Genomic DNA, 11,837 nt, shown 5'->3' with positions numbered 1-11,837 from the left:
TCTCAACCAAGCTGTTCTTCGTTGCACTTACGCGCCATTTCCATCGCTTTGTACGTACCGGTCAGATCAACGGTGAAGGCGAATTCCTTTTCGGGGAACACAACCATAACTTTCTGTTTGGCAAGGTCTTCGGCAAACTTGGGGTCATCCGACAGCACATAGCCACCCGAATAGCCTTTGGTGATGTTGCCCTTCATGCCGGTGGCTTCTCCAAGATACAGGTTTTCGCCCAGCAGGATCGCCACAGCCTCGGTTTCGCCACGCTTGATGTTGGTTTCAGCTTTGGTGAATACGCCAACATATCCCACGCCGCGGTCTTCGGTCAGACCCATTTGAACCACGTTTTCCGCGTCATCAACAGCTTCGATCAGGCAGGATTTCTTGTCTTCGTCGATGAAGATTTTCCATCCGTCCACTTCGCCATAGCGCAGGAAGGTATCTGCGCTGGCCACTGTCGCCGCTAGCATTCCCAATACCGATCCGAGTGTAATAATGTGTTTCAAGTCTCTGTCTCCTTTTGAAAATTATCTGCGTCACAGCTGCGCATGATCCGCGTTTAGGTCAGAATCGGGAGGGCTGGCAATCAATGCTTGGGATGTTCGGCTGAAACCCGCGGGGCTTTGCATAGCATTTGGAATTTCTTTCAAGGCCCATGAGTTAGCATGATGGTTTACTTTTCATCCTGCCAAACCTGCCTATGTTGGTGCGGGAAACGCCAGGAGGGCGATATGGACAGATTCGACAACAGCCCCGAGACTGCTCTGGATTGGTATGAAACGGGAAAGCCAGTTGCGCTGGCTACGGTTGTTCAGACCTGGGGCAGTGCCCCCAGACGTGTTGGCGCTCAGCTTGTGATAGCAGGTGATGGCCGCTTTGAGGGGTCGGTATCGGGTGGCTGTGTCGAAGGTGCGGTTGTCGTCGAGGCGTTGGAAGCGATCGAAGAGGGTGAAGCGCGCCTACTTGAATTCGGGGTCAGTGACGAAGATGCTTTTGCGGTCGGGCTGGCCTGTGGCGGAACAATTCGGGTACTGGTCGAACCTATTGGATCGGTCCTTCCTGAAAGCATATTGAGCGATCTGGTCGCTGCACGCGCGCAGCGCGAGCCTGTGGCTTATGAAGTGAATATCGAATCCGGCCATCGTGCGTTGCAGCGCGATCGTTATCCCGAACGCATGCGCATGGACCGGTCCGGTTTCGAAGAGGATGCGAAGACATTTGTTTCGGTCCACAATCCGCCCTTGCGGTTGATAGTGGTCGGGGCCGTTCATATTGCTCAGGCCCTGGTCCCGATGGCGCGAATTGCGGGGTACGACCCTGCGATTGTGGATCCGCGAGATGCGTTTGCAACCGCCGCAAGATTCCCTGAGGAAACCGTGCTGACGGATTGGCCAGATGAGGCCGTTGCAAAGCTTGGAATGGATGCGCGAACGGCTGTTGTCTTGCTGACCCATGATCCAAAACTGGATGATCCCGCGTTAGAGGCCGCCCTGAGAGCCGGGGTGTTCTATATTGGGGCGCTGGGGTCTAATCGAACGCATGCGAAACGCGTCACCCGGATGAAAGAAGCCGGATTTTCTGAAGGGCAGATTTCACAGATTCACGGTCCCGTAGGCTTGGATATCGGTGCCGCCGATCCTGCGGAAATTGCGGTTTCCATATTGGCCGAAATGACTGCGGTGTTGCGGGGCAAAGCATGAAGTTTGGCTCGGTTCCTTTGCGCGAGGCCGCTGGTGCAATTCTGGCGCATTCAGTGAAAGCCCAAGACACAAAGCTGCGTAAGGGCCTTTTGCTCACGCAAACTCATCTGGATGAAATGGCCGCCGCCGGGTTGACCTCGGTCACTGTTGCGCAGCTGGAACCCGGTGATTGTCACGAAAACGACGCTGCCCGGAGTTTGGCAGAGGCTTTGGCCCCGGACCCGGCAACCGTGGGATTGCGCGTCACCGAGCCGTTCACAGGGCGCGTTAACCTCTTGGCGAGAGGCCCCGGAGTCGCTGTTCTGGACGTACAGGCGCTGGATGCGTTCAACTTGGTTAACCCGATGATTACCGTGGCCACAGTACCCCAATATCAACAGATGGGATCAGGCGGGATGGTGGCGACGATCAAAGTCATTTCTTATGCCGTCCCCGGCGAAGATGTGGTGCGTGCCTCGGCGCTGGCACAAGGGGCGGTGCGCCTGTCTGGCCCGGTGTTTCGCAGTGCCGGCCTGATCGTCACAGACATCCCCGGAGGTGTTTCGAACGACAAGGGAATAGCTGCAATCCGAGGGCGTGTCGAAGCCCTGGGTATGGGTTTGGATGACATTCGGGTGGTGCCACATGAGATTCAGGCGCTGTCTGCTGCATTGACGGGTGTTAAAGGGGATATTGTCCTGATCTTGACGGGCTCAGCAACTTCGGATGCGCATGATGTTGCGCCGCAGGCTGTTCGTGTTGCAGGCGGTCAGGTGGATCGGTTTGGAATGCCAGTAGATCCGGGCAACCTGTTGTTCACCGGTCTGCTGGACGCCAGACCCGTAATCGGTTTGCCGGGGTGTGCGCGCTCTCCTGCACTGAACGGCGCGGATTGGGTTTTGTCGCGCGTGGCTTGCGGGATTGAAACGACAGCGGCGCATATTGCAGGCATGGGGGTCGGTGGATTGCTCAAGGAAATCCCGACCCGGCCACAGCCACGCGCATCTATCAAGCGGTAAGGCGTTTGACATCAATTTAAGGCCCAGATCAGACCGCTTTGTTCGGCATTGTGATCTGTCATAAACGGCGCCCTGCGAAATTTTTGTTCTCAAACAATAAGTCCCGTGTTTAACTCGACAAAGAAAAATATGACATGGGAGGAACTTATGACACAGGTCACCATGACCGTGAACGGGAGGTCTGTTAGCGGTGAGGTTGAGGGTCGGACGTTGTTGTCTGGATTTTTACGTGATCATCTGTCGCTGACCGGAACGCATGTTGGATGTGACACGGCGCAATGTGGGGCGTGTGTTGTTCATGTGAATGGCGCGGCGGTGAAGTCGTGCAACATGCTTGCGCTGGAAGCAGACGGGTCTGAGGTCGCCACGATTGAGGGCCAGGCCGCTGAGGATGGGTCTTTGAACGTGATTCAGCAGGCGTTTCAAGATCATCACGGGTTGCAATGCGGGTTTTGTACGCCGGGCATGGTGATGAGCGCCGCCGCCTTGCTGAAAGAGAACCCGCGCCCGAGCGAAGCCGAGATTCGAAAGTATCTGGAAGGCAACCTGTGCCGCTGCACAGGCTATCACAACATTGTCAAAGCGATCATGGCCGCATCGGGCCAGGACGTAAGCGGCATCGCTGCCGAGTAATACCGACGTAAAGAATTTTCGACGAAAATTCTTTTTCAGGGAGGAGAACAAGCAATGCCCAAAGACAGTGGCATCGGAGCCAGTTCCAAACGGCGCGAGGACGTGCGCTTTTTAACCGGAGCAGGCAATTACACCGACGATATCAACGTGCATGGCCAGGCCTATGTGCATTTTCTGCGGTCCGACATCGCGCATGGCCGGATCAACAGTATCGACACCTCGTCTGCCGAGGCCATGCCGGGCGTGGTCAAAGTGTTTACCGGCAAGGATTTCGAAGGCGTGGGCGGCATGCCCTGTGGCTGGGAAGTGACCGACAAGCACGGCGCACCGATGCAGGAACCTCCGCATCCCATTTTGGCACAGGGTAAAGTGCGCCATGTGGGCGATCCGATTGCTGCTGTGGTCGCCGATAGCCTGGAACAGGCCCGCGACGCGGCTGAGGCGATCGAGCTTGATATCGAGGAGCTGCCCGCCGTGATCGACATGAAGGCCGCCGCGCAAGAAGGCGCAACGCTGGTCCATGACGATCTGAAGAACAACATCTGCTATGATTGGCAGTTGGGCGAAACCGATGATGCCAAGGTCAATGAGGTCTTTGCCAATGCGGCCCATGTCACCACGCTGGATCTGGTGAACAACCGTCTGGTTGCCAATCCGATGGAGCCGCGTGTGGCGGTGGGCGAGTACAGCCGCGGCACCGAAGAATACACGCTTTATACCACGTCGCAGAACCCGCATGTGATCCGCCTGTTGATGTGTGCCTTTGTTCTGGGTCTGCCCGAACACAAGGTGCGCGTGGTCGCGCCGGATGTGGGTGGCGGCTTTGGCACCAAGATCTTCCACTATGCCGAAGAGGCGTTCTGCACCTTCGCCGCCAAGGCTTGTAACCGCCCGGTCAAATGGACCTCGAGCCGGTCCGAGGCGTTCATGTCAGACGCGCATGGGCGCGACCATGTCGGACAGATCGAACTGGCGCTGGATGCGGACAATAACTTTATCGGTCTGCGCACCAACACCTATGCAAATATGGGTGCGTATCTGTCGACCTTCTCCAGCTCGGTACCGACATGGCTGCACGGGACGCTGATGGCGGGCAACTACAAGACGCCAGTCATTCAGGTCAACGTCAAGGCGATGTTCACCAATACGGTCCCGGTGGATGCCTATCGCGGCGCGGGCCGTCCTGAGGCGACGTTCCAGTTGGAGCGGGTCGTGGACAAGGCAGCGCGTGAACTGGGTGTCGATCCGATCGCCCTGCGCCGGCAGAACTTCATCACCCAGTTCCCCTATGACACACCGGTGGCGCTGACCTATGACACAGGCGATTATAATGGGACGATGGACAAGCTTGAGTCCGCTGCTGATCTGGCAGGCTTTGCCGCGCGTCGCGCTGAAAGCGAGGCCAAGGGCAAGCTGCGGGGTCTGGGCGTCAACTGTTATATCGAGGCTTGCGGTATCGCGCCGTCGAACATCGTTGGCATGCTGGGGGCCCGTGCGGGTCTGTATGATGCGGCGACTGTGCGGGTGAATGCCACCGGCTCGATCAGCGTCATGGTAGGTGCCCATAGCCACGGGCAGGGGCATGAAACGGCCTTCCCGCAGGTTGTGGCGGACATGATCGGTATCGACGAGTCGATGATCGAGATCGTGCATGGCGACACGTCGAAGATTCCGTTTGGCATGGGCACCTATGGCTCGCGGTCTTTGGCGGTCTGTGGATCGGCGATGGTCAAGGCAACCGAGAAAGTGATCGACAAGGCCAAGAAGATCGCGGCGCATCTGTTGGAGGCGTCCGAGGCTGATATCGAGCTGAAGGACGGTCAGTTCAGCGTGGCAGGGACCGACAAGTCGGTGGCCTGGGGTGATGTCACCCTGACGGCCTATGTGCCGCATAACTTTCCGCTGGAGGTCGAGCCCGGGCTGGAGGAGACCGCCTTTTATGACCCGGCCAACTTTACCTTCCCGGCTGGCGCCTATGCCTGTGAGGTCGAGGTTGACCCCGAAACCGGCCGGGTCACCATCGAAGCCTTCACTGCCGCTGATGACTTTGGCAATATCGTCAACCCGATGATCGTGGATGGTCAGGTGCATGGCGGCATCGGTCAGGGCATCGGTCAGGCATTGCTTGAAAACTGTGCCTATGACGAAAACGGTCAGCTGCTGAGCGCATCCTTCATGGACTATGCCATGCCGCGTGCCGATGATGTGCCGTTCTATGCGGTGGACCATTCCAGCCAGACGCCCTGTACGCATAACCCGTTGGGTGTGAAGGGCTGTGGTGAGGCCGGGGCAATCGGTTCACCACCTGCGGTGGTCAACGCGGTGCTGGATGCGTTGAATTCAGGCGGCAAAGCCATCGATCATATCGATATGCCGGTGAGTCCATCGCGTGTCTGGACCGCGATGCACGGGTGAGAGGTTGGGGTGCGAGGGGTCAACCCCTCGCGCTCCCCGAGATATTCATAGCCAGATGAAGGGCGGATCAGCGCCTTTCGGAAAGGAAGACGAAATGTACAATTTCGAATTTGAGAAACCCTCGACCATAGCCGACGCGGTTGCCGCTTTAGGGGCTGAGGATGCGCAGGCGTTGGGTGGTGGGCAAACCCTGATCCCGACGCTGAAACAACGATTGGCGGCGCCATCGGCACTCGTCTCGCTCAGCGGAATTCCCGAAATGCAGGGCGTCTGTGTTGGGGATGACGGGTCGGTTTCTATCGGTGGCGCAACGCCGCATGCAGTTGTTGCGCAAGAGGCAGCGGGATCATACCCGGCGCTGGCCGCTTTGGCCGGTCAGATCGGTGATCCGGCGGTGCGCAACCGCGGCACGATTGGCGGTTCGGTCGCGAATAACGATCCGGCGGCGTGTTACCCTGCGGGCGTTCTGGGATCGGGGGCCACAATCGTGACCAACGCCCGTCAGATTGCGGCGGATGCGTTTTTTGATGGCATGTTCTCGACCGCACTGGATGAGGGTGAGATCATCACATCCATCCGCTTTCCGGTGCCACAGGCCGCGAGCTATCAGAAGTTCTTGCAGCCAGCCTCGCGCTTTGCGTTGGTGGGTGTCTATCTGGCCCGGTTCGCCGACGGTGTGCGTGTGGCGGTCACGGGCGCCAGCGAGGATGGTGTGTTCCGCTGGTCCGAAGCAGAACAGGCGCTGAATACTGAATTCCGACCGGACGCGTTGATGGGGCTGAACATCAACCCGGCCAACATGATCGGCGATCTTCATGGCAGCAAAGCGTATCGCGCGCATCTGGTCAGTGTGATGACCAAGCGGGCTGTGCTGGCCTGCATGTAATTAAATCGGCTTTTAGTCGCAAAGCCCCGGGGTGTGCCCCCCCGGGGCTTTTTCTATTTTTGGCGAATTTTCGGAAGCTTGTTTGGCTGCCAATAGGCCCCAGTATCTTCGCGCGCCTTTTGATAGGCCTCAACGCGGTGCGCTGCTGTTTTGCCACCGGCGTCAAATAAATGGCCGATGAGACATTCCAACACAGCCATGACACCGGTAAAGCTCGAGGTGTGATGTTGTGACCTTGTGCTGACGGTAAAGGCGACATCCGGTTCAACGCCCGGCGCAATTACTTCGCTATCCGAGATCAGGATGACCCGAAGTCCTTTTTCCCGGGCGTACCTCACGGATTTTATCGTTTCGGCCGAATAGGGGCTTACGGTGATTGCCAGCAGGCAATCCTTGTCATCCGCGTCCAGCAGATCATCAGTGGCCGAGCCAATGTGGCGGGGGATCAACTGAATGCCCGGGTGCGCCATGCGCCCGTTATAGGAGAAATAATAGGCCAGCGCGTAACTAGCACGAGTGGCTGTTACGAAGCATCGGCGGGACCCGAGTATATGTTCAATGGCCAGATGCGCTGTGTCGGGCCTCATCAATCGCAGCGACCTGACAACGACATTCTGTTCGTTGCGGGCAAGCTTGGCTTGAAGTTTACCATGGGCTCCTTCAGCGTGCATGTGGGTTTGCCAGGCAGGGCCAAGGAATTCTTCGTTATCCGTCGCCAGATTTTGACGGAACGGAGAGCGAAAGGCCTGAAACCCACCATAGCCCATATACTGGGCAAGCCTGACAAGGACATTTGCACTGACACCGATCTTCTCGGCAGTTACCCGTATCGGGTCGAGGCCGAAATCCGCGGGGTGATCTACGATGTATTTGGCTGCCGCCTGAAGTCTGGGCGGCATCTGGTCGATGTTTTTCCTCAAGTTATCTGTCAGCTGGCGTTGGGTCTCTGTCATGAAAAAACATATGTTATGAAAGAAGAAGGTGTAAAACATAGGCCGCTTGCATAGATGCGGCAACAGGTAATCGGGGGCAGGGAATGTCACAGCATCGGTCGAAATCTGAACCCTACATTCTGGCGGCGCCCAATGGTGCGCGCCGAGGTGCGGCAGATCACCCAGCCCTGCCTGTCACAACCTCGCAAATTCTTGAAGCGGCCAGAGCATGCCATGAGGCCGGTGCGGCCGGTCTTCATCTGCACATTCGGGACACAGAAGGCCGTCACTCTTTGGACGCGGGACAGTATCTGGAAACACTTGCCGAACTTCGGCGGCGGGTTCCGGCTCTGGACATCCAGATCACAACCGAGGCGGCAGGGATTTTTGATGTAAGCAGCCAGTTCGAATGTCTGAAGAAGGTTAGACCGGCTTGGGCGTCGATCTCGGTTCGCGAAATCGCGCGCGATAACGATCTGGCTGACCGGATCTATGGTCTTTGCGCGGATCAGGGGACGCGGGTTCAGCATATTCTTTACGACGCTGAAGATGCGGCCCTATTAACACGGTGGCAATATCGTGGGGTTGTCCGCAAACAACAATCCGACCGTTTGCTTGTTCTGGGGCGCTATCGGACTGATCAGGAATCAAAGCCCTCGGATCTGGATGCGTTTCCGGACGGGGATTCGCCTTGGATGATCTGTGCCTTTGGAAAACGAGAGCATGACTGTTTAATACATGCGGCGTCCTTGGGCGGTGATGTCCGGGTCGGATTTGAAAACAGCATCGCAGACCGGAACGGAGACACTTGGGGCAATAACGCCGCCTCAGTCGCGGCCCTTGTCGCCAGATTGAAAGAGGATAGATCATGAGCCACGTTTTCCCACGCCATACGAAATCTCAGCTGCCGGTCGCGGTTGGCGGCGAAGGCTGCTATCTGATCGATGCTGACGGTAAGCGGTATCTGGATTGCGGTGATGCTGCTGTGTCCTGTCTTGGCCACTCAAACCGGGCGGTGATCGAGGCGGTTCAAAGCCAGGTTGAAAAGATCGCCTTTGCGCATACCGGGTTTATGACGTCCGAACCTGCCGAAGCCCTTGCGGACCTTCTGATTGATCATGCGCCCGGGGATTTGGATCGCGTTTATTTCGTATCCGGAGGGTCCGAAGCAACAGAGGCCGCCATCAAACTGGCACGGCAGTATTTTCTTGAGATCGGTCAGCCCGAGCGCCGCCATGTCATCGCGCGCCGCCAAAGCTATCATGGAAATACTCTGGGGGCCTTGTCAGCGGGGGGAAATGCCTGGCGCCGTGCGCAATTCGCACCGATGCTGATCGAAATGACCCATATCGCGCCCTGCTACGAATATGCCGAAAAGAAAGATGGTGAGAGCAGCCACGCCTATGGTCAACGGGTGGCCGATGAGTTGGAGGCCGAAATTTTGCGTCTTGGCCCTGAAACCGTCATGGCGTTTATGGCCGAGCCAGTCGTGGGGGCAACGCTGGGGGCGGTCCCGGCGGTCGAAGGGTATTTTAGGCGCATACGTGAAATCTGTGATCAATATGGCGTTTTGCTGATCCTGGATGAGGTCATGTGCGGAATGGGGCGCACCGGGCATTTGTTTGCCTGCGATCACGATGGAATTGCCCCGGATATTCTGTGCATCGCCAAGGGTTTGGGGGCGGGTTATCAACCCATCGGCGCAATGTTGTGTACGAGCCGGATATATAAGGCGATCCAAAATGGGTCAGGGTTTTTCCAGCACGGGCATACCTATGTCGGCCATCCGGTGGCAACTGCAGCGGCATTGGCGGTGCTGAAGGAATTGACGAGCCAACAACTGCCCCAGCGCGCCGAGTTTATGGGACAGAGACTGCAATCTGCGCTGGAAACTGCGTTCAGCGAGCACCCTAATGTCGGCGATATTCGGGGCCGCGGGCTGTTCCGCGGTATCGAGCTGGTCTCGGATCGGGCCGGAAAAACACCGTTTGATCCCTCACTTGGTCTCGCGGGCAAGATCAAGAAGGCGGCGTTAAACGCTGGTCTGATCTGTTACCCCATGTCTGGCACGCGCGATGGTCGAAGTGGCGACCATATTCTGTTGGCGCCGCCTTTCATTATCGAAGACGCACAGATTGAGGAATTGGTTGAAAAGCTGGAGGCCGCACTCAAAGCCGCGATCTGACGCTCTTTTGATCTGACTTTCTCTTTTTACTCAATAGGGTATCGACAAAAGGTCAATTCCTGAAGGAGCGATGATGATTGTCGACATCTGGAAGAGTTTTCGGGACTTGCCCGCTTGGGTACAGATCTGGTTGGTGGTGCTGCTCATCCCGACCAATCTGGCACCTCTGGCGTATCTGGATCAGCCAAATGGTATTCTAATCGCAGCACTCTCAATCGGTGGGATGGCATTGAATCTTCCGATCATGCTGGCTACCCGAGGGATGAGCAAAGCGATGGCATTTCCGCATCTAATATGTTGGGTGCCAATGGTTTTCGTCGTGATTGCAGTATTTGCAAGCGAAGCCGAACTGGCGATTGGATATGCGAAATTTCTGGTGTTTCTACTGGTTATTGACCTGATTTCGTTGGCATTTGATGTGAATGACGCAAGGGTCTGGCTCAAAAGCCGAAGCGCAAAATAAAACCCCCTCAATCCGAGGGGGTTTCGAATAACTCAGTTGTCGCAAGGCTTACTTCTGCGGCAGCGGGCCGATCATCATGATCATCTGACGGCCTTCCATCTTGGGCATGTTCTCAACCTTGCCGATTTCCTTGGTGTCCACGGCAACACGTTCCAGCAGCTCACGGCCCAGATTCTGGTGTGCCATCTCACGACCACGGAAGCGTAGAGTCACCTTTACCTTGTCGCCGTTTTCAAGGAATTTGAACACGTTGCGCATTTTGACTTCATAGTCATGAGTATCGGTGTTGGGCCGGAACTTGACCTCTTTCACCTCAATGACTTTTTGCTTTTTGCGCGCTTCGGCCTCGCGTTTCTGCGTTTCGTACTTGAATTTACCAAAGTCCATGATTTTGCAAACCGGAGGGTTTGCATTCGGCGAAATCTCGACCAGATCCAGGCCGGCTTCGTCCGCGAGTTGCATGGCTTTGGCGGGATGAACCACCCCGACATTTTCACCTTCGGCGCCGATAAGGCGAATTTCGGGGGCACGGATCTTATCATTGACGCGCGGGCCGGTGTCTCTCTGAGGCGGCGCGTTGTGAGGTCTGCGAGCTATGGGTTCATTCCTTTGATGATTGCAGAATTTCAAGCCCGGAATTTAGACTGGGCTGCGGGACGTTTCAAGCGGCATAAGTGACCACCAGCGTGAATTTCCCATGATATTCCCGCGTTTTTGCCGATCTGATGTCGCATATCAGACCGGCAAACCGGATTAGCCAACAAAGGCCTTTTCAATGACGAATTCCTTGGGGTCGGAATTTGCGCCTTCGCGCAGTCCGAAATCCTCGAGGATTTTTTTGATATCCAGGTTGAAAGCCAATGATCCGCAAACCATCGCGCGGTCCGTATCCGGCTGGATGCCGCCCTCAATCCCCAGATCGGCAAATACTGTGCCGTCTTTCAACAGCTCGGTAATGCGGCCCATTTTGGGGCTCTGTTCGCGTGTGGTGGTCGGGTAGTAACGAATCTTGTCCGCAAAACCTTCGCCCATCAGCTCAGCCAGCATTTCGTCCTTACGGATGTCTTCAATCAGTTGGCGACCATATTCCAGCTCGGCCATTTCGCGGCAGGTATGGGTGATTATGACCTCATCATAATCCTCATAGGTCTGTGGTTCGCGCAGCAGAGAGGCGAAGGGTGCAAAGCCGGTGCCGGTGGCAAAGAACCACAGGCGCTTACCAGGCAGCAGGGCGTCATGGACCAGCGTGCCAACCGGCTTGGGCCGCAGGATGATCTGATCGCCTGGTTTGATGTGCTGAAGTTTCGAAGTCAGCGGGCCGTCCTGTACCTTGATCGAATAGAACTCAAGCTCTTCATCCCAGGACGGCGAGGCGATGGAATAGGCGCGCAGCAAGGGTTTGCCGTTGTCGCCCAGCAGGCCGATCATCACAAACTCGCCCGAGCGGAACCGCAAGGACGCGGGGCGCGACACTTTGAATGAGAACAGGCTGTCAGTCCAATGCTTGACGTCTGTCACAGTCTGGGCGTCCGGCAGAACGGGGGCCTTCACGGCGGTTGCTTCGGTCACGGGTTTCATCTCTGTCATCGTTTCACTGCCGGTGGAGTAAACCGACATCTCCGTTTAAT

12 protein-coding genes are annotated in these 11,837 nt (G+C 56.6%); 8 read left to right on the top strand and 4 right to left on the bottom strand.

Annotation, left to right across the window (positions count from 1 at the left end; translation table 11 throughout):
* Nucleotides 1–2: 2 nt before the first annotated feature.
* Entirely contained in the window at nt 3–503 is a 501-nt protein-coding gene (locus tag AC2FIZ_RS03855) for a hypothetical protein (protein ID WP_246097135.1), read from the bottom strand.
* Between the two features lie 225 nt (nt 504–728).
* Here AC2FIZ_RS03855 and AC2FIZ_RS03850 point away from each other — a divergent pair, with 225 nt between their 5' ends.
* The 5 genes from AC2FIZ_RS03850 (at nt 729) to AC2FIZ_RS03830 (ending at nt 6,629) form a co-directional block, all read left to right on the top strand.
* Entirely contained in the window at nt 729–1,697 is a 969-nt protein-coding gene (locus tag AC2FIZ_RS03850) for an XdhC family protein (protein WP_282027435.1), read from the top strand.
* Entirely contained in the window at nt 1,694–2,695 is a 1,002-nt protein-coding gene (locus AC2FIZ_RS03845; protein WP_496790615.1) for a molybdopterin-binding protein, read from the top strand. The genes AC2FIZ_RS03850 and AC2FIZ_RS03845 overlap by 4 nt, the downstream gene beginning before the upstream one ends.
* Before the next feature lie 147 nt (nt 2,696–2,842).
* Entirely contained in the window at nt 2,843–3,328 is a 486-nt protein-coding gene (locus tag AC2FIZ_RS03840) for a (2Fe-2S)-binding protein (RefSeq protein ID WP_142634109.1), read from the top strand.
* Nucleotides 3,329–3,382: 54 nt separating this feature from the next.
* Nucleotides 3,383–5,743 carry a xanthine dehydrogenase family protein molybdopterin-binding subunit gene (locus tag AC2FIZ_RS03835; protein ID WP_142634107.1) on the top strand — a complete coding sequence of 787 codons (2,361 nt, stop codon included), beginning with the start codon at nt 3,383–3,385 and terminating at the stop codon, nt 5,741–5,743.
* A gap of 94 nt (nt 5,744–5,837) precedes the next feature.
* Nucleotides 5,838–6,629, top strand: a complete 792-nt coding sequence (locus AC2FIZ_RS03830) for an FAD binding domain-containing protein (RefSeq protein ID WP_142634105.1) — start codon at nt 5,838–5,840, stop codon at nt 6,627–6,629.
* Nucleotides 6,630–6,682: 53 nt separating this feature from the next.
* Here AC2FIZ_RS03830 and AC2FIZ_RS03825 read toward each other — a convergent pair whose 3' ends face one another.
* Nucleotides 6,683–7,582 carry a MurR/RpiR family transcriptional regulator gene (locus tag AC2FIZ_RS03825; protein WP_281994690.1) on the bottom strand — a complete coding sequence of 300 codons (900 nt, stop codon included), beginning with the start codon at nt 7,580–7,582 and terminating at the stop codon, nt 6,683–6,685.
* Nucleotides 7,583–7,665: 83 nt separating this feature from the next.
* Between AC2FIZ_RS03825 and AC2FIZ_RS03820 the strand changes: the two genes are divergently transcribed.
* The 3 genes from AC2FIZ_RS03820 (at nt 7,666) to AC2FIZ_RS03810 (ending at nt 10,209) form a co-directional block, all read left to right on the top strand.
* Nucleotides 7,666–8,433 (top strand): beta-keto acid cleavage family enzyme, encoded by a 768-nt coding sequence (locus AC2FIZ_RS03820; protein ID WP_496790614.1) that lies wholly within the window; start codon nt 7,666–7,668, stop codon nt 8,431–8,433.
* Nucleotides 8,430–9,746, top strand: a complete 1,317-nt coding sequence (locus tag AC2FIZ_RS03815) for an aspartate aminotransferase family protein (RefSeq protein ID WP_496790612.1) — start codon at nt 8,430–8,432, stop codon at nt 9,744–9,746. The genes AC2FIZ_RS03820 and AC2FIZ_RS03815 overlap by 4 nt, the downstream gene beginning before the upstream one ends.
* A gap of 73 nt (nt 9,747–9,819) precedes the next feature.
* Nucleotides 9,820–10,209 carry a hypothetical protein gene (locus AC2FIZ_RS03810; protein ID WP_281994688.1) on the top strand — a complete coding sequence of 130 codons (390 nt, stop codon included), beginning with the start codon at nt 9,820–9,822 and terminating at the stop codon, nt 10,207–10,209.
* Nucleotides 10,210–10,257: 48 nt separating this feature from the next.
* On the opposite strand, the gene infC is transcribed toward AC2FIZ_RS03810, so the two are convergent.
* Together infC and AC2FIZ_RS03800 are read right to left on the bottom strand one after the other, a co-directional pair.
* Entirely contained in the window at nt 10,258–10,839 is a 582-nt protein-coding gene (gene infC / locus AC2FIZ_RS03805; RefSeq protein ID WP_246097134.1) for a translation initiation factor IF-3, read from the bottom strand.
* Nucleotides 10,840–10,962: 123 nt separating this feature from the next.
* Nucleotides 10,963–11,796, bottom strand: a complete 834-nt coding sequence (locus AC2FIZ_RS03800) for a ferredoxin--NADP reductase (protein ID WP_496712641.1) — start codon at nt 11,794–11,796, stop codon at nt 10,963–10,965.
* Nucleotides 11,797–11,837 lie beyond the last annotated feature (41 nt).

Source organism: Ruegeria sp. CDSB022, assembly GCF_059611145.1.
This window is presented reverse-complemented; position numbering and strand designations above follow the sequence as displayed.